Below are 20,840 nucleotides of genomic sequence, written 5' to 3'. Positions count from 1 at the left end.
CTCGACGATCCTGGCTGCACCGGGCGCAAGCCGCACCAGGTCGCCATTTTCCTGCACCAGCGCATCAGGGACGCCCTTTTCGAGGGCGAAGCGCGCCTGTTCGTGCATATGACGGATTTCGCCATGCACCGGCAGGACGAGCTTTGGCCGCAGCCAGCCATAAAGCGCCGCCAGTTCGGGCTGTCCCGGATGACCGCTGACGTGGATATGCGCCTGTTTTTCGGTGACCGTCAGCACGTCCTTCGCGGCGAGCTGGTTCATGATCCGCCCGATCGCGACCTCGTTGCCGGGAATCTGTTTCGACGAAAAAACGACGGTGTCGCCCGCCTCCAGCTTGATCTGGTGGCCGTCGGCCGCCATGCGCGCGAGCGCGGCGCGCGGTTCGCCCTGCCCGCCGGTCGCAATTACCATCACCTTGTCGCGCGGCAGGCGCATCGCCTCGTCGAAATCGACCGTAGGCGGGAAATCCTTGAGGTAGCCGACCGAACGCGCAACGCCCAGAATGCGGTCGAGCGAGCGCCCGGCGACGCAGAGCGTGCGTCCCGTCGCCTTGGCGACGGCCCCCAATGTGGCAAGCCGCGCCGCATTCGATGCAAAGGTCGTGACGACCACCCTGCCCTTGGCCGCGCCAACCGCTTGTTCCAGCCCGGCGCGAAGCCCCCCTTCGCTTCCCGAAGCTTCGGGATTGAAGGCGTTGGTCGAATCGCAGACAAGGACGTCGATGCCCTCGTCGCCGACCGCGGTCAGCGCCGCGGCGGTCGCGGGCTGCCCAAGGATCGGCTCCTCGTCGAGCTTCCAGTCGCCGGTGTGAAAGACGCGGCCATAGGGCGTGTCGATCACCACTGCACTCATCTCAAGGATCGAATGCGCAAGCGGGATCAGGCGGATGCCGAAGGGCCCAAGCTGGAAATTATCGTCGATGTCGACCGTCTTGAGCGTGACCGCATTCTCCAGCCCCTCCTCGGCCAGCTTGTGCGCGATCAGCCCCGCGGTGAAACGATTGGCATAGAGCGGAACCCCAAGGTCGGCGGCGAGATAGGGCAGCGCACCGATATGGTCTTCGTGCCCGTGCGTCAGCACGATGCCCAGCAGGTCCTTCTTGCGATCCTCGATAAATTCAAGGTCGGGCATCACAATGTCGATGCCGGGATAATCGTGGCTGCCAAAGGTCACGCCCAGGTCGAGCATGATCCATTTGCCGTCGCAGCCATAAAGATTGGCGTTCATGCCGATCTCGCCCGATCCGCCCAATGCGAGGAAGAGCAGCTCCTTGTTCGGAGTCGTCATATTGTTTGGTTCCGTTGGTTATAGAGGTGCATCAGCCCGTTCAGCGTCAGGTCGGGTTCGATGCGGTCGAACAGGTGCGCCTGTTCCTGAAAAAGGGTCGCAAGGCCGCCGGTCGCGATGACGGTGAGCGGCTTGCCTATCTCGGCCTTCATCCGCGCCATCAGACCTTCCATCATCGAGACATAGCCCCAATAGACGCCGATCAGCATCTGGCTTTCGGTGGTGCGACCGATGACGCTGGCGGTCGCAGGCGCCTCGATCGCGATGCGCGGCAGCTTGGCGGCGGCGGCGACCAGCGCTTCGAGTGAGAGATTGACCCCCGGCGCGATGATGCCGCCAAGGTAAGCGCCGTCGGGGCCGATATGGTCGAGCGTCGTTGCGGTGCCAAAGCTGATGACAAGCTTATCCTTGCCCGGCTCCACCGCTTGCGCCGAAATTGCATTCACGGCGCGGTCGGCGCCCACCGATTGCGGCTCATCGACCTTGAGCGCGATGCCCCAAGTCACAGGTTCGCGGCCTGCCACCAGCGCGTCGACGCCGAAATATTTGACCGCAAGAAGCTGGAGGTTGTGGAGCGCGCGCGGCACGACGGTCGAGATGATCACCGCGTCGACGTGAGCGCGGTCGTGCCCCTCGATCCGCATCAGCTGGTCGAGCCACACCATATATTCGTCGGCCGTGCGCCGGTCGTCGGTCGCAATACGCCAGCGCGCGAGCAGTTCGGTTCCCCGGAACAGCGCGAATTTTGCGTTGGTATTGCCGACATCGATCGCGAGCAGCATCTATTCCCTCTCCTCGACCGGGCGGCGCAACTCGACGTCTCCGGCATGGACCAGCATGGTCTCGCCGCCGCTCCGGCGCAAGCGCAGCGCGCCATCCTGGGCAAGCCCGTCGAAAAAGCCATCGATGCCCTGCTCCGACACGCGCAGCGGCGTCCCGACGGGATGCGCCTGTGGCAGCCACGCCCGGACGATGCTCGCCACACCCTCGTGCCGCCAGGTCCACAGCGCGTCGATCATCGCGATACCGAGCGCATTGGCAAAATGGTCGCGGTCGAGTGTGGCGCCTTTGCCGGCCAGGGTCGCGGTCGGACGATCAGGCAGATCGGGCGCGGCGACGAGGTTCACCCCGATGCCGATCACAACCGAATTGCCGGTGCGTTCCATCAATATGCCCGCGCATTTCGCGCCGTCGATCAGCAGGTCGTTGGGCCATTTAAGCTGCGCGCCGACGTTCGGCGCAAGCGCGGACACGGTCTTCGCAAGCGCAACGCCCGCGACCAGCGCGAGCGTCGCAGCCGAAGGATCGCCGACGGTCAGGTGGACGACCGTCGAGCCCATGAAATTGCCCTGCCCGTCATTCCATCCGCGGCCAAGGCGGCCCCGCCCGGCAGTCTGCCGGTCGGCGATCAGCCAATGCCCCTCGCCGACATGCTCGCCGCCTGCCAGCCGCGCCAGCAGGTCGGCGTTTGTCGAACCTGTCTGCGCGATCCGCTCGATGGGCGGTATCAGAACAGCACCGCAGCGGCGCTGGCCGTAACGACCGCCAGCACGGGAATGAACAGATAGCCGATGACCGACAGCCACAGCGCGCTGGCGGTAATCACGGCATCCTCGACGATTACGCCGCCGCCCGCCGGGATTTCGGTGTCCGACTTGTCATCGAAATACATCATCTTGATGATCGCGATATAATAGAAGGCGCCGATCACCGAGGCGACGATGCCCGCAACCGCCAGCGGCACAAGGTTCGCATTCACTGCGGCCTCGAACACCAGATATTTCGGCCAGAAACCGAAGAGCGGCGGAATGCCGGCGAGGCTGAACATGAATACCGCCATCGCTGCGGCCAGCCCGGGGCGGCGCTGCGACAGGCCGGCGAGCGCCGGGATGCTCTCGATCGCATTACCATCGGCATCGCGCAGCTGGAGCACCACGAGAAAGGCGCCGAGTGTCGTGACGACATAGACGAGCAGATAGGTCAGGACACCCTCAACCCCCTGCTGCGTCCCCGCAGCGAGGCCGATCAGCATGAAGCCAACGTTGTTGATCGACGAATAGGCCAGCAGGCGCTTGATATTCTTCTGACCGATGGCGCCGACGGCGCCGAGGATGATCGACGCGAGCGCGAGGAAGATGATGATCTGTTGCCAGGCACCGACCGCCGGCCCCATCGCGTCGATCACGACGCGCGTCATCAGTGCCATCGCCGCCACCTTGGGGGCGCTGGCGAAGAAGGTCGTCACCGGGGTCGGCGCGCCTTCATAAACGTCGGGGGTCCACATGTGGAACGGCACGGCGCTGACCTTGAAACCAAGGCCCGCGAGCACGAACACGATGCCAAAGATCAGCCCTATGTTGATTTCGCCGCCCATCACTTTTGCGATCCCGGCGAAATCGGTAGTCCCGGTAAAGCCGTAGAGCAGCGAGATGCCATAGAGCAGCATGCCCGAAGCCAGCGCGCCGAGGACGAAATACTTAAGGCCCGCCTCGGTCGAACGCTCGTCGGTGCGCATGAAGCTGGCGAGCACATAGGCAGCAAGACTGTTGAGTTCGAGCCCGACATAGAGCGTCATCAGGTCGCGCGACGACGCCATGATCCCCATGCCAAGCGCGGCAAACAAGATCAGCACCGGATATTCGGCACGCATCCCGCCGCCGAAGAACCGCGGCGCGATGAGGATGCAGATGAAGCTCGCGGCATAGATCAAGAGCTTTGCGAAGCCGCCGAAGCTGTCGACCGACAGCGTGCCCGAAAAGACCGTCGTTTCGATACCGAACAGGGCAACGACGGCGGCCGCGGCAGCCGCGAGTGTCAGCAACGCGCTGAGCTGGTAGAGTCCGATTTGACGGTCGCCAAGAAAGGTGCCGAGCATCAACGTGATCAGCCCGCCGATCGTCAGGATCAGTTCGGGCCAGATGAGCACCAGGTCGCCGGTCATTGGACGCCTCCCGCATGGCTCGATCCGTGGGCGGTTTCGCCATGTGCAGCCGCGGGTTTCGGCTTGCCGGCGGCAAGATGCGCGTCACCCGCGGGCTTTGCCGGGGCGAGCCGCGCGACAACCGTCGTCACATCGCCGCGCATCGGCGCGAGGAAGCTTTCGGGATAGACGCCCATCCACAGCGCCACGGCGGCCAGCGGCACCATGATCGTCCATTCGCGCGCGTTGAGGTCGGGCATCGCCTTCACATCGTCCTTGGTCAATTCGCCGAACACGACGCGGCGGTAAAGATAGAGCATATAGGCGGCACCCAGGATGATCCCGGTGGTGCACACGAAAGCAACCCAGCTCGATGCTTCGTAAATGCCGAGCAGGCTCAGGAACTCACCGACGAAGCCGCTGGTCCCCGGCAAGCCGATCGACGCCATGGTGAATAGCATGAAGAACAGCGCATAGGCCGGCATGTTGACCGCAAGGCCGCCGTAACGGTCGATCTCGCGCGTGTGGAGCCGGTCGTAGATCACGCCGACGCAGAAGAACAGAGCGGCCGAGACGACACCATGGCTGAGCATGATGATCAGCGCGCCTTCGATGCCCTGCTGGTTGAACGCGAACAGGCCCGCGGTGACGATCGCCATATGCGCGACCGAGGAATAAGCGATCAGCTTTTTCATATCGCTCTGCACCAGCGCGACGAGGCTGGTGTAGACCACGGCGATCATCGACAGCGCAAAGACGATCCACATCAGCTGCGCCGATGCATCGGGGAACATCGGCATCATAAAGCGGATGAAGCCATAGGCGCCGAGTTTCAGCAGCACGCCGGCAAGGATCATCGAACCTGCGGTCGGCGCCTGGACGTGCGCGTCGGGCAGCCATGTGTGGACGGGCCACATCGGCATCTTGACCGCAAGGCTGGCGAAGAAGGCAAGCCAGAGCCACGTCTGCATCTGAACCGGGAAATCATAGTTCAGCAGCGTCGGAATGTAGGTCGTCCCCGCTTCGCCGATCATCGCGATCATCGCGATCAGCATCAGCACCGATCCGAGCAGCGTGTAGAGGAAGAATTTGAACGCCGCATATTTGCGGTTCGCACCGCCCCAGATACCGATGATGAAATACATCGGGATCAGGCCGGCTTCGAAGAAGATGTAAAAGAGCAGCAGATCCTGCGCCATGAAGACGCCGATCATGACGACTTCCATGATCAGGAACATCGCCATGTAGAGGCCGACACGTTGCTTGATCGCGTCCCAGCTGGCGAGGATGCAGAGCGGCATCAGGAAGACGCTGAGCATGATGAGCATCAGCGCCATGCCGTCGATGCCGAGCGCCCACTGGAAACGTCCGAACAGGTCGGCGCGTTCGGTGAACTGCCACTGTGCGCCGCCGATATCGAAATTGGCCCACAGGATGCAGCCGAGGACGAAGGTCGCAAGCGTCGCGCCGAGCGCGACGAAGCGCGACATCTTGTCGCCAACAAACAGGCAGATGATGGCGCCGACAAGCGGAACCGCCAGCATCAGCGAAAGGATCGGAAAGCCGCTCACAGGAAATTCACCATGGCCCAGCTGGCGAGGCCGACAAGACCGAGCAGCATCACAAACGCATATCCATAAACATAACCCGATTGCAGCCGGACCGCGAGACGGGTCCCCCCAGCGACGAGCGCGGCGGCGCCATCGGGACCGAAGCGGTCGATGGTGCCTTCATCCCCGCGCTTCCAGAAGAAGCGGCCGATCGCGAAGGCGGGCTTCACGAAGAGGATGTTGTAGAGCTCGTCGAAATACCATTTGTTGTACAGGAACTGGTGGAGCAGCTTGAACTGCGCCACGAAACGCGCCGGCAACGTCGTGTTGCGGATATAGCTGTTCCACGCGAGAAATAGCCCGATCGCCATCACCGTGAACGGCGTCCATTTTACCCACAAAGGCACTTCGTGCGCGGCGTGCATCAGATGCTCGTCGAACGCGAGGCTGCCGTTCCAGAACGCCATCCCCTCTTCGGGATAGATGAACGGGTGGTGGAAGGCGATGCCCGCGAACACGGCGCCGATCGACAGGACGATCAACGGGATAAGCATCGAAAGCGGGCTTTCGTGCGGGTGATAGCCCGCGGTGCCGTCGCTATGCGCGTCGTGATTATGATCCGCATGGGCATGATCGTCATGCCCGTGGCCGTGATCGTCATGCACCGCGTGCTGGATATGCTCGCTCTGTTCCCAGCGCGGCTTGCCATAGAAAGTCAGGAACACAAGCCGCCACGAATAGAAGCTGGTGAGGAAGGCGACGAAAATGCCGACCCAGAAAGCGATGACCCCGCCGCCGCCGCTTGCGAAAGCGGCCTCGAGAATGCCGTCCTTTGAGTAGAAACCCGCAAAGCCCGCGACGCCCGCGATACCGACGCCAGTGATCGCCAGCGTGCCGAGCATCATCGCCCAATAGGTGATCGGGATCGATTTCCTGAGATTGCCGTAATATCGCATGTCCTGCTCGTGGTGCATCGCGTGGATGACCGAACCGGCACCGAGGAACAGCAACGCCTTGAAGAAGGCGTGCGTGAACAGGTGGAACATCGCGGCGCCATAGGCACCCGCACCCGCGGCAAAGAACATGTAACCGAGCTGCGAACAGGTCGAATAGGCGATGACGCGCTTGATGTCCCACTGCGTCGTCGCGACGGTCGCCGCGAAGAAGCAGGTCGCGGCGCCGACGAACATCACGACGCCCTGTGCAACGTCCGAGGTTTCGAACATCGGCGACAGGCGGCAAACCATGAAGACCCCCGCGGTCACCATCGTCGCCGCGTGGATCAGCGCCGACACCGGGGTCGGGCCTTCCATCGCGTCGGGAAGCCAGGTGTGGAGGCCTAGTTGCGCGGATTTACCCATGGCGCCGATGAATAGCAGCAGGCAGAGGATCGTCATCGTGTCGAGACGCATCCCCATAAAGCTGATCGTCGAGCCCGCCATGCCCGGCGCGGCGGCCAGGATTTCGGGGATCGAGACGGTGCCGAAGACGAGGAAGGTGCCGAAGATGCCGAGCATGAAGCCAAGGTCGCCGACGCGGTTGACGACGAACGCCTTGATCGCCGCGGCGTTGGCGCTGGGCTTTTTATACCAGAAACCGATGAGCAGATAGGATGCGAGGCCGACGCCTTCCCAGCCGAAGAACATCTGAACCAGATTGTTCGCGGTCACGAGCATCAGCATCGCGAAGGTGAAGAGCGAGAGATAGGCGAAGAAGCGCGGCTGGTCCGGGTCTTCCTCCATATAGCCCCAGCTATACAGGTGGACGAGCGCCGACACCGTCGTGATCACGACGAGCATCACCGCGGTCAGCGTGTCGACGCGCAGTTCCCAGTTGAACTGGAGCGCGCCCGACGACACCCAATGCAGCACCGTCACGACGTCCGCCTCGCCCGTCCCGGTCACGAACGACAGGAAGATCGGCCAGCTGAGCGCGCAGCTGGTGAACAATGCGCCGGTCGTGATGATTTTCGCCGGCACATTGCCGATCACGCGCTGGCCGAGGCCTGCGACGATAGCCGCCAGCAGCGGCAGGAAAACGATCGCCTGAATCACCGGTTTACCCCTTCATCCGGTTGGCATCGTCGACGGCAATGGTGCCGCGGCCGCGGAAGTAAATGACGAGAATGGCAAGGCCGATGGCGGCTTCGCCCGCAGCAACGGTCAGCACGAACATCGCGAACACCTGGCCCACCAGGTCGTTCAGCGCCGCGCTGAATGCGACGAGGTTGATGTTCACCGCCAGCAGGATCAGCTCGATCGCCATCAGGATGACGATGATATTCTTGCGGTTGATGAAGATGCCGAGCACGCCGAGCGTGAACAGCACCGCCGAAACGGCGAGATAATGGCCGACGGAGATCATGCGCCCGCTCCAATCGCGATCTTTTCAGTTCCGTTCGTGTCGAGCGAAGTCGAGACATGCAAGCGCTGCGCCAGACGCATCTCGACTACGCTCGATGCAAACGGATGTGGGGCGTTAGACCGCATCACAATTCCATCCCCTGCCCGACGCCCGGATCGACCAGTCGCGTCGCATCCTGCGGACGGCGCTGGTTCTGCTTCGAGATATTCTGCGTGCGCACGCCGCCACGCTGGCGATGCGTCAGCACGATCGCGCCGATCATCGCGACGAGCAGCACGATACCCGCCGCCTCGAACAGGAAGATGTAGCGGGTGTAGAGCAGTTCGCCGATCTGTTGGATATTGCTCTTGTCGGTCACCGCGGGTGCAGCGCGTGCCGCGAGATCGACCCCGCCCGCGCTCCACGCACCGACCGCGAAGATCAGTTCGGCCGCCAGGATGATCGCGACGAGCGCGCCGAGCGGCAGGTAACGCACGAAACCCGCACGCAATTCGGCGAAATCGATGTCGAGCATCATCACGACGAACAGGAACAGCACCGCAACCGCGCCGACATAGACGATGACGAGCAGCATCGCGATGAATTCGGCGCCCGCGAGCAGCATCAGCCCCGCCGCGTTGAAGAAAGCGAGGATCAGCCACATCACGCTGTGGACCGGGTTGCGCGCGAAAATCACCATCGCCGCGGAGGCGATGACGATCGTCGCGAACAGGTAAAAGGCAAAGAGTTGGATCATGTGCGCGCGCCCTTACCGATAGGGCGCGTCGGCGGCAAGATTCGCCGCGATCGCGCGTTCCCATTTGTCGCCATTGGCGAGCAGCTTGGCCTTGTCATAGAGCAGTTCTTCGCGCGTTTCGGTCGCGAATTCAAAGTTCGGCCCCTCGACCACCGCATCGACCGGGCATGCTTCCTGGCAGAAGCCGCAATAGATACATTTGGTCATGTCGATGTCGTAGCGCGTCGTGCGGCGCGAGCCGTCCTCGCGCGGCTCGGCCTCGATCGTGATCGCCTGCGCCGGGCACACCGCTTCGCACAGCTTGCACGCGATGCAACGTTCCTCGCCGTTTGGATAACGGCGCAGCGCATGTTCGCCGCGGAAACGCGGGCTCAGCGGGTTCTTCTCGAACGGATAGTTGATCGTCGCCTTCGGCTTGAAGAAATACTTCAGCGTCAACCAATGGGCCTTCACAAACTCCCACAGCGTAAAGCTTTTGATGAGGTGGGTTATATTATTCATGACGACACCTTGGGCGGTTCGATTTTCTCGCGACATACGCCTTCCCAGCCATTTCGAGGCGAGTCGAAGCGCACGAGTTCACCTGTTTTTTCGTTTGATATCTGGGCGATATGAACTTTTTCGCTGGTCGGACAATCCCCATACCTCGTCAGCATCAGATAGCCGGAGATCAGGAATATCCAGAGAAGCGAAATCGGCAGGAAGATTTTCCAGCCCAGCCGCATCAACTGGTCGTAGCGGTAGCGTGGGACGGTCGCCTTGACCCAGCTGAAGATGAAGAAGAAGATCAGGATCTTGATGAACAGCCAGATGATGCCCGGCACGACATAGAGCGGCGCCCAGTCGATGGGGGGCAGCCAGCCGCCCCAGAACAGCACCGCGTTGAGCGTGCACATCAGAAGGACATTGGCATATTCGCCGAGCCAGAAGAGCGCGAAGCTCATCGAAGAATATTCGGTCTGATAGCCCGCGACGAGCTCGCTTTCGGCCTCGGTCAAATCGAACGGCGCGCGCGCGGTTTCGGCGAGCGACGAGATGAGGAACATCACCGCGAGCGGGAAGAGCAGCAGGTTGAAGCCGAAGGCGTTGACGATGCCGAGCCCGTGGCCCTGCTGCGCCTTGACGATCTCGTTCATGTTGAAGCTGTCGGCAAAGAGCACGACGCCGATCAGGATAAACCCGATCGAGACTTCATAGCTGATCATCTGCGCCGATGCGCGCATTGCCGAAAAGAAGGGATATTTCGAGTTCGACGCCCAGCCCGACAGGATTACGCCATAGACGCCGAGCGACGAGATCGCGAGGATGTAGAGCAATCCGACGTTGATGTCGGCGAGCACCGCGCCCGAATTGAACGGGATCACCGCCCAGGCGAGCAGCGCGACCGTGAAGGTGATGATCGGCGCGATCAGGAACAGCCCGCGGTTCGCGCCCGTCGGGATGATCGTTTCCTGCAGGAACACTTTCAAACCGTCGGCGAACGACTGAAGCAGGCCAAAGGGACCGACGACGTTCGGCCCGCGGCGCAGCGCGATCGCCGCCCAGATCTTGCGGTCGGCATAGATGATCATCGCAACCGCAAGCATGAGCGGCAGCGCGATGAGCAGGATGCCGCAAATCGTTGCAACGCCCCACGCCCAATTCGGGTCCATACCCCAGGAGATGAAGGTCTCGGTCATTCGCTCACCTCAAGAACCTGTGCCCCTGCGAAGGAGCATCGGGTCGGATCGTCCCCCGGACGATCCTTGAACATGCGGGGCATGTTCAACCGGATGCTGGCCCATCTCCAGCCGTCGCGGCAAGAGGATCGGTCCGGTGATGGGCCCCGGATCAAGTCCGGGGCACGGAGGTTGAAGGTCTCGGTCATTTCTTGGCCCCGTCCTGGTTCTTCCAACCATTATGCGGCCCGGGCTTTTCCGACTTACGCGGATTGAACCCGCGCCACACCGAATAGCCCATCCCGACCAGCAACACGCTGGCAATCGCATGCACCGGGGTCATTCCGCGGCCTCCGCAAAATCCACACCATGGATCAGCTCTTCCGAGCAGCGCTGCATCGTCGGCGACGCGCGGCAGATGGCGTTGGTGAGGTAGAAATCCTTGATCGGCGACGGGATCGCGCGTGCCTCGGGCTTCGCGGGCAGCTTCGGCACCGTCCAGCCATAATCGGCAAGACCCTCGACGCCGAGCGCGGGCACCGCGGCGATCATCGCCGCGCGGCACTGATCGAAGCTGTCGAAGCCGACATCGACGCCAAGCGCATCGGCCAGCGCGCGGAAAATGCTCCAGTCCTCGCGCGCGTCACCCGGTGCGAACACCGCCTTTTCGCTGCGCTGCACACGGCCTTCGGTGTTGACCGTGGTGAAGTCCTTTTCGGTCCACGCCGCGGCGGGCAGGATGACGTCGGCGGCGTGCGCGCCCTTGTCACCATGATGGCCGACATAGACCTTGAACGTATCGGGCAGTGCCGCGAAATCGACCTCGTCGGCGCCGAGGAAGAAGGCGAGCTTCGGCTTCGCAGCTATCACATCCTTGATCCCGCCGGGCAGGCCGTAACCGAGCATCAGCGAACCCATGCGCGCGGCGGAGAAATGGACGACGTTGAAGCCGTTCCAGCCGTCCTTGACCGCATTCACCGATTTGGCGAGCGCGAGGCCCGCGCCATGGACGCCGGGCACCGACAGCGCGCCGCCGCCGAAGATCAGCATCGGCCGCTCGGCACCCTTGAGCGCGTCGAGGACATGCGCGGGCAGCTTCGCGACGAGCGAGGCATCGTCGCCCAGCCATTCGGCCTTATACGTCAGGTCGGTTTCGGGACCGATGGCGAAAACCTTCGCGCCCTTCTTCCACGCCGCCTTGCGGACGCGCGTGTTGATGAGCGGCGCTTCCCAGCGAAGGTTGGTGCCGACGAGCAGGATCACGTCGGCATTCTCGGCCTCGGCAATCGTCGTGTTGAAATTGACCGCCGACAGGCTGGTGACATCATAGTCGAGCCCGGTCTGCCGTCCTTCGAGCAGGCTGCCGCCGAGCGCATTGACCAGCGCCTTAGCCGCGAACATCGTCTCGCAGTCGGCAAGGTCGCCCGCAATGGCGGCAACCGACGAACCGGCGTTCACCGCCTTGATCGCAGCGAAGGCTTCGGCCCAGCTCGCGGGCTGGAGCGCGCCATTCACACGGACATAGGGCTGATCGAGGCGGCGACGGGTCAGGCCGTCGACATGGTGGCGCGTCTTGTCGCTCGCCCATTCCTCGTTCACATCGTCATTGACGCGCGGCAGCACGCGCAGCACCTGCCGCCCGCGGCTGTCGATACGCACATTGGTGCCGACCGCGTCCATCATGTCGATGCCGAGCGTCTTGGTCAGTTCCCACGGCCGCGCCTCGAACGCATAGGGCTTGCTGGTCAGCGCGCCGACCGGGCACAGGTCGACGATATTGCCCGACAGCTCGCTCGCGACCGCATGTTCCAGATACGACGTGATCTGCATATTTTCGCCGCGATAGATCGCGCCCACATCCTCGACGCCCGCGACTTCCTCCGCAAAGCGGACGCAGCGCGTGCACTGGATGCAGCGGGTCATCACCGTCTTGACGATCGGACCCATATATTTTTCGGTGACCGCGCGCTTATTCTCATCATAGCGCGTCGCGCCGCGGCCATAGGCGACCGACTGGTCCTGCAAATCGCATTCGCCGCCCTGATCGCAGATCGGGCAATCGAGCGGGTGGTTGATGAGCAGGAACTCCATCACCCCTTCGCGCGCCTTCTTCACCATCGGGCTGTCGGTCTTGATCACCTGCCCTTCGGCGGTCGGCAGCGCGCACGACGCCTGCGGCTTCGGCGGGCCGGGCGCGACCTCGACAAGGCACATGCGGCAATTGCCCGCGATCGACAGGCGTTCGTGGTAGCAGAAGCGGGGGATTTCCTTCCCCGCCATCTCGCACGCCTGCAATACGGTCGCGCCCTGTGGGACGTCGATTTCTACGCCATCTACGGTTACTTTAGGCATGGAAAGCCCCGTCCTTTGAAAGCACATCGTCCACGAGCAAACCCAGTTCCGACGAGTAGTGCTTTTTCGATTTAGCCCAGGTTTCTGCGAGGGCGCTGCGGTGATAAGATATCTGGGAACGAATAGCCGCCTCCCAATCATGATCGCCGGGACAAGTGAGGCGTATCTTCTCACACGCCGAAAGCATGTAAGAGAGGATCCACAAATAACGCTCTGAATCCGCCGTCAGAACGTCCTCAATCCCTTTGAAATTCTCGATTTTCAGCTTCTTTTTCGCAAGCGTGGCCGAGGAGAATTCGGGATATTCGATGCAAAGGCGCAGATAGTCCGAATAGACAGTTTGGGCTTCCTGCTCGAGCGCGACCTGACGGCTCGATTTGATCTGCGTCCTGGCATACCACAGCGCGCCGCCCCCAAAAGCAGCGGCGATCCCGGTTGCGAAGCCGCCAATGACTCCGGCGACCGGAGACCATTCCTGCCAGAAAGTGACGGCCGCTGCGCTCACTCCGCCGCCTCCAGCGCGCCGCCATTCTCGCGGATGCGGCGTTCGATTTCGGGGCGGAAATGCTTGATCAGGCCCTGGATCGGCCACGCGGCGGCGTCGCCGAGCGCGCAGATGGTGTGGCCTTCGACCTGCTTCGTCACGTCGAACAAAGTGTCGATCTCGCTGATGTCGGCGTCGCCGGTGCGCAGGCGCTCCATGACGCGCCACATCCAGCCGGTGCCTTCGCGGCACGGGGTGCACTGGCCGCAGCTTTCATGCTTGTAGAAATAGCTGATGCGGCTGATCGCCTGAACGACGTCGGTCGATTTGTCCATCACGATCGCGGCGGCGGTGCCGAGGCCCGATCCGACGGCCTTCAGCCCGTCGAAATCCATCGGCGCGTCCATGATTTCGGCCGCGGGGACGAGCGGCACCGAAGAGCCGCCGGGGATCACCGCGAGCAGATTGTCCCAGCCGCCGCGAATGCCGCCGCAATGCTTGTCGATCAGCTCGCGGAAGGTGATGCCCATCCCTTCTTCGACGACGCACGGCTTGTTCACATGGCCGCTGATCTGGAAGAGCTTGGTGCCCTTGTTATTCTCGCGCCCAAAGCTCGCGAACCACGGCGCGCCGCGGCGCAGGATCGTCGGGACGACCGCGATGCTCTCGACATTGTTCACCGTCGTCGGGCAGCCATAGAGGCCCGCACCCGCCGGGAACGGGGGTTTCAGGCGCGGCTGGCCCTTCTTGCCCTCGAGGCTCTCGATCATCGCGGTTTCTTCGCCGCAGATGTACGCGCCGGCGCCGCGGTGGACGAAGACGTCGAAGTCATAGCCCGACTTCGCCGCATTCTTGCCGAGCAGGCCGGCGTCATACGCCTCCTGCACCGCCGCGAACAGCGTCTCGGCCTCGCGGATGAATTCGCCGCGGATATAGATGTAGGCCGCACGCGCGCGCATCGCGAAGCCCGCGATCAGCGCGCCTTCGATCAGCTTGTGCGGATCGTGGCGGATGATTTCGCGGTCCTTGCACGACCCCGGTTCGGATTCGTCGGCGTTGATGACGAGGAAGCTCGGGCGGTCGGCGCGCGGCTCCTTCGGCATGAAGCTCCACTTGAGCCCGGTCGGGAAGCCCGCGCCGCCGCGGCCGCGCAGGCCCGACGCCTTGATTTCCTCGATGATCGCGTCCTGGCCGCGCTTCATCAGATCCTTGGTATTGTCCCAATCGCCGCGCGCCTGCGCGCTTTTGAGATTCCACGGCTGGAAGCCGTAGAGATTGGTGAAAATGCGATCCTTATCGGCCAGCATGGCTTACCACTCCTTCCGATAGTCGTGGTTGGCCTTGACCATGTCCTTCAGCGTCGTCGGGCCGCCGTCGGGTTCGCTGGTGTGGCGGTTCGCAAGCTGCGTCCCCGCCTTCGGCTGTTCGCCCGCAGCAAGCGCATCGAGGATGCGGACGGTGCTGTCGTAATCAAGGTCTTCGTAATTATCGTCGTTGATCTGGACCATCGGCGCGTTGGTGCAGGTGCCCATGCACTCCACCTCGGTCAGCGTGAACAGACCGTCGGGCGTCGTCTTGCCCTTCACCATGCCGCGATTCTTGCACGCCGCCATCACATCGTCCGACCCGCGCAACAGGCACGGCGTCGTGCCGCAAACCTGCACATGATAGCGGCCGACGGGGACGAGATTGTACATCGTGTAAAAGGTCGCGACCTCATAGGCGCGCATGAACGGCATATCGAGTTGCGCCGCGACATATTCGATCACCGGCACGGGCAGCCAGCCCTGCGTCTGCGTCTCGGCGCCGACCTGGCGCTGCGCAAGGTCGAGCAACGGCATCACCGCCGAACGCTGCCGCCCCGCGGGATAGCGCGCGATAACCGCCTTCGCCTTCGCGGCATTTTCCGCCGTCCACGCAAAAGCGCCCCAGCGCGCGCGGGTTTCGGCTTCGTCGGGGATTTGGGGTGCGTCAGCCATTATCGGTCACACTCTCCGAAAACGACGTCAATAGCGCCGATAATTGCAGTGGTGTCCGCAAGCATGTGGCCCTTCGACATCATGTCCATCGCCTGCAAATGCGAAAACGCCGTCGGGCGGATCTTGCAGCGGTACGGCTTGTTGGTGCCGTCGCTGACCAGATAAACGCCGAATTCGCCCTTGGGGCTTTCGGTCGCCACATAGACTTCGCCCGCGGGGACGTGGAAGCCCTCGGTATAGAGCTTGAAGTGATGGATCAGCGATTCCATCGACTGCTTCATCTCGCCGCGCTTGGGCGGCACGACCTTGCGGTCGAGGCTGGCGATCGGGCCGGTGGGCATGTCGCGCAGACACTGCTTGATGATCTTCGCCGACTGATAGACTTCCTCGACGCGCACCATGAAGCGATCATAGCAATCGCCGCGGGTGCCGACGGGGATGTCGAATTCCATCTTGGCATAGGCGTCATAGGGCTGCGACTTGCGCAGATCCCACGCGATGCCGCTGCCGCGGATCATCGGGCCGGAGAAGCCCCACGCCAGCGCGTCTTCCTTGCTCACCGTCGCGATATCGACGTTGCGCTGTTTGAAGATGCGGTTGTCGATGACCAGGCTCATCGCGTCGCCGAACAGCTTCGGCAAGCGCGTTTCGACCCATTCGCCGATGTCGACGAGCAGCTTTTCGGGGACGTCCTGATGGACGCCACCGGGGCGGAAATAGGCCGAGTGCATACGCGCACCCGAAGCGCGCTCGAAGAAGTTGAGGCAATCCTCGCGCAGCTCGAACACCCAAAGGTTCGGGGTCATCGCGCCGACGTCCATGACGTGGCTGCCGATGTTGAGCATGTGATTGCAGATCCGCGTCAGCTCGGCGAACATCACGCGCAGATATTGCGCGCGCGCCGGCACCTCGAGGTCGAGCAGCTTTTCGATGGCGAGCACATAGCTGTGCTCCATGCCAAGCGGCGAGCAATAGTCGAGCCGGTCGAAATAGGGCAAAGCCTGCAAATAGGTTTTATACTCGATCAGCTTTTCGGTGCCGCGATGCAGCAGCCCGACGTGCGGGTCGACGCGTTCGATGATCTCACCGTCCAGCTCGAGCACGAGACGCAGCACGCCGTGCGCCGCGGGGTGCTGCGGGCCGAAGTTGATCGTGTAGTTGGTGACCGCCTGGTCGCCCGCGGTGTTCGCGGTATCGACCGGATAGCCTTCAAACAGGTCGCCGCCATAATGGTTGACATGAGGAGTGTCGGTCATGCGTCACCTCCTTTCGGCTTGCGCGGCGCGCGCGGCTTGGCGGGCGCCCTTTCCGCCTTGGTCGTGGCGGGAGTCTTCGCTTCTTTCGTCGCGACTTTGGATTTCGCGCCGTCGCGGCTCGTTTTCGACGCCGCCTTGTTCACCTTGGCACCCGCACCGGTCTGGGTCGGGCTATCGGTGGTCTTCGGCGTCGGCGGCGGCGAAGCCTTTGCCTTGTCGTCGGATGCCTTCACATCCTTGGCGGTCATCGGGGTCGGTGCGCCCTTGCCCGGCGCCTCGCCAGTCCCGCCGGCCTTTTCATCGCCGGGCAACACATAGTCGGCGCCTTCCCACGGCGAGAGGAAATCGAAGTTGCGGAAATCCTGCGCCAGCTTCACCGGCTCATACACGACGCGCTTGTCCTCTTCCGAATAGCGCAGTTCGGTATAGCCGGTCAGCGGGAAGTCCTTGCGCTGCGGGTGCCCCTGAAAACCATAGTCGGTCAGGATGCGGCGCAGATCGGTATTGCCCGCGAACAGCACGCCATACATGTCGAACACTTCGCGTTCGAGCCAGCCGGCATTCGGCCAGACGGGCACGATCGTCGGCACCGGGGTCGCCTCGTCGGTCGAGACGCGGACACGCAGCCGGTGGTTCTTCGTCACGCTGAGCAGGTGATAGACGACCTCGAACCGCTCGGCCCGGCCGGGATAATCGACCCCGGCAATCTCCATCAATTGCTGATATTCCAGATTGTCGCGCAGCGCGATCATCACCCCGGCAACCGCATCGCGAGCCACCGTGATGCTGTCTTCATCGACGGTGAAGACATGCGCGAGCAGATCGGCGCCGATCAGCTTTTTCAGCTCGGCCGCCAGCGATGGCTGCGGCGCGACGAGAGGAGCAGGATGGGCCATCAGCGTTCGATCGTCCCGGTGCGGCGGATCTTCCGCTGCAACTGCATCACGCCGTAGAGCAGGGCTTCGGCGGTCGGCGGACAACCGGGGACATAGATGTCCACGGGCACGATGCGATCGCAACCGCGCACCACCGAATAGCTGTAGTGATAATAGCCGCCGCCATTGGCGCAGCTGCCCATCGAGATGACATATTTCGGGTTCGACATCTGGTCGTAAACCCGGCGGAGCGCGGGTGCCATCTTGTTGCACAGCGTTCCCGCAACGATCATCACGTCCGACTGGCGAGGGCTGGCGCGCGGCGCGGCGCCGAACCGTTCCATGTCATAGCGCGGCATGTTGACGTGGATCATCTCGACCGCGCAGCATGCGAGGCCAAAGGTCATCCACCACAGCGAGCCGGTGCGCGCCCAGTTGAACAGATCCTCGGTCGAGGTGACGAGAAAGCCCTTGTCGCCGACCTCGCTGTTGAGGTGGTCGAAGAAACCCGCGTCGGGGCTTGTCCCCGGCGCCACCGGAAATGTGCCGGGGTTCGTTCCCGGAGCGACCGGCATCTGGCCGGGCATGATGATGCTGGAAGTGCTCATTCCCAATCCAACGCGCCTTTTTTCCACGCGTACACAAGGCCGAGCGTGAGTTCGGCGAGGAAGATCATCATCGTGGCCCAGCCGGCCCAGCCGATTTCCTCAAGGCTCACCGCCCAGGGAAAGAGGAAGGCTGCTTCGAGGTCGAAGATGATAAAGAGAATGGCGACGAGGTAGAAGCGCACGTCGAACTGGCTGCGCGCGTCCTCGAACGCCGGAAAACCGCATTCATATTCGGTCAGCTTCGCCGGATCGGGCTTGTGCGCCCCGGTCAGCCGCGCGACGCCCATCGGAAGGAACACGAAGGCGGACGACAGGCCGACGGCGACGACCAGAAAGATCAGGATCGGCAAATATTGCGTCAGATCGACCATGGGAGCTCGCAGTTCTGTTGTTCATCTATTGGGGTGTCTGGGCACCCTTGTTGCGGGCGCTTTAGGCCAGCGGGCCGCGCCTCGCAAGCACTGCGGGCAGGATTTTCGTATCGCATGTGACCAAAAGCATATTGCGCGCTGGCGAGCGCCCCTATCGCTGTGATACGCCACCGGAAAAGGGTCGCGGCGCCGCGCTTTTCGGGCGCAACTTCGATTAAGGGAGCATCCATGGGACCAATCACCGTTCGCGCCGCGCTGGCCTTGGCAGCCACTGCGCTTTTTTCAGCGACTCCGGCGCACGCCGAACTGATCAACGCGACGAACCCCGCGACGATCAAGGCGATCGTCGAGTCGCAAGGGTGGCCCGCGACGATCGTGGCGAAGGATGGTGACGATCCCTATATCGAGAGCACGCGCAGCGGCCTCAAATTCCTCGTCCTCTTCATGAATTGCGACGAGGGTCAGAAGTGCAAGACGCTGCAATATTATATGGGGTTCAGCGACGCGAAGGACGTTTCGCTCGAGCGACTCAACCAGTGGAACAAGGACAAGCGTTTCGCCCGCGCGTACAAGGATGACGCGGGCGACCCGGTGCTGGAAATGGACGTCGACCTCGATTTCGCGGGCATCCCGCGCGAGAATGTCGGGGAGACGTTCAACACCTGGGCGTCACTGATGGACAGTTTTCGCGAGTATGTTTTCGAGAAGTGATCCGCTCCCCCTCCCCCTCGATGGGGGAGGCAGCGAGACTTTGCGGCTTGCCGCTTCGTCGCAGCGGTGGGGGTGAGTTCGCGGACGAGGACTTACGCACGCGAACTCACCCCCACCCAACCCTCCCCCATCAAGGGGGAGGGCCAGTAAATCATGCGTTGCGCAGCGCGCCTGCGACCAGCTTCTGCAACTTGGAATGGACCGCGGCGCTGCCCGCAATGAATTCGCTGCGTTCGATCGCGCGGTCGCCGCCGCGGAAATCGCTGACAAAGCCGCCCGCCTCGCGAACGAGCAACATGCCCGCAGCGACGTCCCATACCTGAAGATCGCTTTCCCAGAAGCCGTCGTAACGGCCCGCCGCGACCCAGGCGAGGTCGAGGCTGGCGGCGCCGAAGCGCCGGATGCCGGCGACTTCGGGCGCGACGGCGCCGAAAATGCGGCTCCACTGCGCCATATTGCCATGGCCCATGTACGGAATGCCGGTCGAAATCAGGCATTCGTTGAGGTGGCGGCGCGACGCGACGCGCAAACGGCGGTCGTGCAGCCAGGCGCCGCGGCCACGTTCGGCCCAATAGCTTTCGTCGGTCACCGGCTGATAGATGAGCGCCGCCGTGACGTCGCCCCAGCCGCCGCCCGGTTTCGGTTCCTGCACCGCGATGGAGATCGCGAAATGCGGGATCGCGTGGAGGAAGTTCGAGGTGCCGTCGAGCGGATCGATGATGAAGCGCGGCTTGCCGGGCTCACCTTCGATAATCCCGCCCTCTTCGAGCACGAAGCCCCAGCCCGGACGATCGCGGCCGAGCTCGTCATACAGCGTGCGTTCGGCCGCCTGGTCGGCTTTCGACACGAAATCGGCCGGGCCTTTCTGCGAAACCTGCAAATGCTCGACTTCGCCGAAATCGCGGCGCAGCTTGGTGCCGGCCTTGCGCGCGGCGCGCTCCATGACGGTGATGATGCCAGATACGGCCATAGTTTTTCTCCCCCCTCCCATTTTTGGGAGGGGTCGGGGGAGGGAATGTTGCCATGGGCGGGGGCGCGTCCCTCGACAGGCCCTCCCCTAGCCCCTCCCGCAAGCGGGAGGGGAACTCAATCAGTCGGCACGACGCACATATTCGCGGTCGTACACATGCACGACGATCTTCGTCCCGCTGGTGATGTGCGGCGGCACCATCACGCGCACGCCATTGTCGAGAATCGCGGGCTTGTACGACGACGACGCCGTCTGCCCCTTCACCACGGCGTCGGCCTCGACGATCGTCGCTTCGATCGTTTCGGGGAGTTCGACCGAGATCGGACGTTCTTCCCAAAGCTCAAGAACGACGTCCATGCCGTCCTGCAAAAATTCGTGCGCTTCGCCGACAACATCCTTGGAAATGTTGATCTGCTCGAAACTATCCTTGTCCATGAACACCAGGTCGTCGCCCTCGGCATAGAGGAACTGGAAATCCTTGGTGTCGAGGCGTACCTTTTCGACCGTGTCGGCGCTGCGGAAACGGTTGTTCAGCTTGCGTCCGTCGATCAGGTTCTTGGCTTCGACCTGCATATAGGCGCCGCCCTTGCCCGGCTGGGTGTGCTGGATCTTGGTGACCTTCCAGATACCACCTTCGTATTCGATAATATTGCCGGGACGGATTTCAACGCCGGTGATTTTCATCGCGCAAGCTTTCTCAGAAGGATGTGGCACTAGAC

Annotated in this window: 21 protein-coding genes and 1 pseudogene; 1 reads left to right on the top strand and 21 read right to left on the bottom strand. The window is 62.7% G+C overall.

The window, feature by feature from the left end:
- The 19 genes and pseudogenes from A3E77_RS03965 to A3E77_RS03875 all read right to left on the bottom strand — a co-directional run.
- Nucleotides 1–1,173: pseudogene (locus A3E77_RS03965) on the bottom strand (ribonuclease J); the annotation flags it as partial.
- 110 nt (nt 1,174–1,283) lie between these two features.
- Entirely contained in the window at nt 1,284–2,069 is a 786-nt protein-coding gene (locus A3E77_RS03960; protein WP_293643543.1) for a type III pantothenate kinase, read from the bottom strand.
- Nucleotides 2,070–2,873, bottom strand: coding sequence for a biotin--[acetyl-CoA-carboxylase] ligase (locus tag A3E77_RS03955; protein WP_293643542.1), 804 nt, complete (start codon nt 2,871–2,873; stop codon nt 2,070–2,072).
- A complete protein-coding gene (nuoN, locus tag A3E77_RS03950) occupies nt 2,795–4,228 on the bottom strand; it encodes an NADH-quinone oxidoreductase subunit NuoN (protein ID WP_293643541.1) in 1,434 nt (477 codons plus the stop codon). Before nuoN ends, A3E77_RS03955 begins: the two co-directional genes overlap by 79 nt.
- A complete protein-coding gene (locus A3E77_RS03945) occupies nt 4,225–5,778 on the bottom strand; it encodes an NADH-quinone oxidoreductase subunit M (RefSeq protein ID WP_293643540.1) in 1,554 nt (517 codons plus the stop codon). The genes nuoN and A3E77_RS03945 overlap by 4 nt, the downstream gene beginning before the upstream one ends.
- A complete protein-coding gene (gene nuoL / locus A3E77_RS03940; RefSeq protein WP_293643539.1) occupies nt 5,775–7,811 on the bottom strand; it encodes an NADH-quinone oxidoreductase subunit L in 2,037 nt (678 codons plus the stop codon). Before nuoL ends, A3E77_RS03945 begins: the two co-directional genes overlap by 4 nt.
- A 4-nt stretch (nt 7,812–7,815) precedes the next feature.
- Nucleotides 7,816–8,121: an NADH-quinone oxidoreductase subunit NuoK gene (nuoK, locus tag A3E77_RS03935; RefSeq protein WP_260583119.1), complete on the bottom strand. Its 306-nt coding sequence runs from the start codon at nt 8,119–8,121 to the stop codon at nt 7,816–7,818.
- A gap of 124 nt (nt 8,122–8,245) precedes the next feature.
- The gene (locus tag A3E77_RS03930) at nt 8,246–8,857 is read right to left on the bottom strand and encodes an NADH-quinone oxidoreductase subunit J (protein ID WP_293643538.1); all 612 of its coding nucleotides are present in this window, start codon (nt 8,855–8,857) and stop codon (nt 8,246–8,248) included.
- 12 nt (nt 8,858–8,869) lie between these two features.
- The gene (gene nuoI, locus A3E77_RS03925; protein ID WP_293643537.1) at nt 8,870–9,358 is read right to left on the bottom strand and encodes an NADH-quinone oxidoreductase subunit NuoI; all 489 of its coding nucleotides are present in this window, start codon (nt 9,356–9,358) and stop codon (nt 8,870–8,872) included.
- The gene (gene nuoH / locus A3E77_RS03920; RefSeq protein WP_366652610.1) at nt 9,355–10,536 is read right to left on the bottom strand and encodes an NADH-quinone oxidoreductase subunit NuoH; all 1,182 of its coding nucleotides are present in this window, start codon (nt 10,534–10,536) and stop codon (nt 9,355–9,357) included. Before nuoH ends, nuoI begins: the two co-directional genes overlap by 4 nt.
- 184 nt (nt 10,537–10,720) lie before the next feature.
- Entirely contained in the window at nt 10,721–10,858 is a 138-nt protein-coding gene (locus A3E77_RS03915; protein ID WP_177175964.1) for a hypothetical protein, read from the bottom strand.
- Nucleotides 10,855–12,867, bottom strand: a complete 2,013-nt coding sequence (nuoG, locus tag A3E77_RS03910) for an NADH-quinone oxidoreductase subunit NuoG (RefSeq protein ID WP_293643536.1) — start codon at nt 12,865–12,867, stop codon at nt 10,855–10,857. Before nuoG ends, A3E77_RS03915 begins: the two co-directional genes overlap by 4 nt.
- On the bottom strand, nt 12,860–13,372 hold the full coding sequence (locus tag A3E77_RS03905) for a hypothetical protein (RefSeq protein ID WP_293643535.1): 513 nt from the start codon (nt 13,370–13,372) through the stop codon (nt 12,860–12,862). The genes nuoG and A3E77_RS03905 overlap by 8 nt, the downstream gene beginning before the upstream one ends.
- Nucleotides 13,369–14,658 (bottom strand): NADH-quinone oxidoreductase subunit NuoF, encoded by a 1,290-nt coding sequence (nuoF, locus tag A3E77_RS03900; protein WP_293643534.1) that lies wholly within the window; start codon nt 14,656–14,658, stop codon nt 13,369–13,371. Before nuoF ends, A3E77_RS03905 begins: the two co-directional genes overlap by 4 nt.
- A 3-nt stretch (nt 14,659–14,661) precedes the next feature.
- Entirely contained in the window at nt 14,662–15,330 is a 669-nt protein-coding gene (locus tag A3E77_RS03895) for a complex I 24 kDa subunit family protein (RefSeq protein ID WP_293643533.1), read from the bottom strand.
- Nucleotides 15,330–16,586 carry an NADH-quinone oxidoreductase subunit D gene (locus tag A3E77_RS03890; protein WP_293643532.1) on the bottom strand — a complete coding sequence of 419 codons (1,257 nt, stop codon included), beginning with the start codon at nt 16,584–16,586 and terminating at the stop codon, nt 15,330–15,332. Before A3E77_RS03890 ends, A3E77_RS03895 begins: the two co-directional genes overlap by 1 nt.
- Complete coding sequence (locus tag A3E77_RS03885; protein WP_293643531.1) at nt 16,583–17,482, bottom strand: NADH-quinone oxidoreductase subunit C; 900 nt, start codon at nt 17,480–17,482, stop codon at nt 16,583–16,585. The genes A3E77_RS03890 and A3E77_RS03885 overlap by 4 nt, the downstream gene beginning before the upstream one ends.
- Complete coding sequence (locus A3E77_RS03880; RefSeq protein WP_293643655.1) at nt 17,482–18,036, bottom strand: NuoB/complex I 20 kDa subunit family protein; 555 nt, start codon at nt 18,034–18,036, stop codon at nt 17,482–17,484. The genes A3E77_RS03885 and A3E77_RS03880 overlap by 1 nt, the downstream gene beginning before the upstream one ends.
- Before the next feature lie 29 nt (nt 18,037–18,065).
- Nucleotides 18,066–18,440, bottom strand: a complete 375-nt coding sequence (locus A3E77_RS03875) for an NADH-quinone oxidoreductase subunit A (protein ID WP_037510808.1) — start codon at nt 18,438–18,440, stop codon at nt 18,066–18,068.
- Nucleotides 18,441–18,668: 228 nt separating this feature from the next.
- Between A3E77_RS03875 and A3E77_RS03870 the strand changes: the two genes are divergently transcribed.
- Nucleotides 18,669–19,151: a YbjN domain-containing protein gene (locus tag A3E77_RS03870; protein ID WP_293643530.1), complete on the top strand. Its 483-nt coding sequence runs from the start codon at nt 18,669–18,671 to the stop codon at nt 19,149–19,151.
- Nucleotides 19,152–19,302: 151 nt separating this feature from the next.
- Here A3E77_RS03870 and A3E77_RS03865 read toward each other — a convergent pair whose 3' ends face one another.
- Nucleotides 19,303–20,121 carry an inositol monophosphatase family protein gene (locus tag A3E77_RS03865; protein ID WP_293643529.1) on the bottom strand — a complete coding sequence of 273 codons (819 nt, stop codon included), beginning with the start codon at nt 20,119–20,121 and terminating at the stop codon, nt 19,303–19,305.
- 120 nt (nt 20,122–20,241) lie between these two features.
- Complete coding sequence (efp, locus tag A3E77_RS03860) at nt 20,242–20,805, bottom strand: elongation factor P (protein WP_137867218.1); 564 nt, start codon at nt 20,803–20,805, stop codon at nt 20,242–20,244.
- Between the last annotated feature and the right edge of the window lie 35 nt (nt 20,806–20,840).

This window comes from Sphingopyxis sp. RIFCSPHIGHO2_12_FULL_65_19, from assembly GCF_001830555.1.
Lineage (GTDB): Bacteria > Pseudomonadota > Alphaproteobacteria > Sphingomonadales > Sphingomonadaceae > Sphingopyxis.
This window is presented reverse-complemented; position numbering and strand designations above follow the sequence as displayed.

Excerpts from the sequence above, each read along its gene's own strand:
- A3E77_RS03960 (WP_293643543.1), bottom strand. The coding sequence starts at position 2,069 with ATGCTGCTCGCGATCGATGTCGGCAATACCAACGCAAAATTCGCGCTG.
- nuoN (WP_293643541.1), bottom strand. The coding sequence starts at position 4,228 with ATGACCGGCGACCTGGTGCTCATCTGGCCCGAACTGATCCTGACGATC.
- nuoK (WP_260583119.1), bottom strand. The coding sequence starts at position 8,121 with ATGATCTCCGTCGGCCATTATCTCGCCGTTTCGGCGGTGCTGTTCACG.
- A3E77_RS03930 (WP_293643538.1), bottom strand. The coding sequence starts at position 8,857 with ATGATCCAACTCTTTGCCTTTTACCTGTTCGCGACGATCGTCATCGCC.
- nuoI (WP_293643537.1), bottom strand. The coding sequence starts at position 9,358 with ATGAATAATATAACCCACCTCATCAAAAGCTTTACGCTGTGGGAGTTT.
- nuoH (WP_366652610.1), bottom strand. The coding sequence starts at position 10,536 with ATGACCGAGACCTTCATCTCCTGGGGTATGGACCCGAATTGGGCGTGG.
- A3E77_RS03915 (WP_177175964.1), bottom strand. The coding sequence starts at position 10,858 with ATGACCCCGGTGCATGCGATTGCCAGCGTGTTGCTGGTCGGGATGGGC.
- nuoG (WP_293643536.1), bottom strand. The coding sequence starts at position 12,867 with ATGCCTAAAGTAACCGTAGATGGCGTAGAAATCGACGTCCCACAGGGC.
- nuoF (WP_293643534.1), bottom strand. The coding sequence starts at position 14,658 with ATGCTGGCCGATAAGGATCGCATTTTCACCAATCTCTACGGCTTCCAG.
- A3E77_RS03895 (WP_293643533.1), bottom strand. The coding sequence starts at position 15,330 with ATGGCTGACGCACCCCAAATCCCCGACGAAGCCGAAACCCGCGCGCGC.
- A3E77_RS03890 (WP_293643532.1), bottom strand. The coding sequence starts at position 16,586 with ATGACCGACACTCCTCATGTCAACCATTATGGCGGCGACCTGTTTGAA.
- A3E77_RS03885 (WP_293643531.1), bottom strand. The coding sequence starts at position 17,482 with ATGGCCCATCCTGCTCCTCTCGTCGCGCCGCAGCCATCGCTGGCGGCC.
- A3E77_RS03880 (WP_293643655.1), bottom strand. The coding sequence starts at position 18,036 with ATGCCGGTCGCTCCGGGAACGAACCCCGGCACATTTCCGGTGGCGCCG.
- A3E77_RS03875 (WP_037510808.1), bottom strand. The coding sequence starts at position 18,440 with ATGGTCGATCTGACGCAATATTTGCCGATCCTGATCTTTCTGGTCGTC.
- A3E77_RS03870 (WP_293643530.1), top strand. The coding sequence starts at position 18,669 with ATGGGACCAATCACCGTTCGCGCCGCGCTGGCCTTGGCAGCCACTGCG.
- A3E77_RS03865 (WP_293643529.1), bottom strand. The coding sequence starts at position 20,121 with ATGGCCGTATCTGGCATCATCACCGTCATGGAGCGCGCCGCGCGCAAG.
- efp (WP_137867218.1), bottom strand. The coding sequence starts at position 20,805 with ATGAAAATCACCGGCGTTGAAATCCGTCCCGGCAATATTATCGAATAC.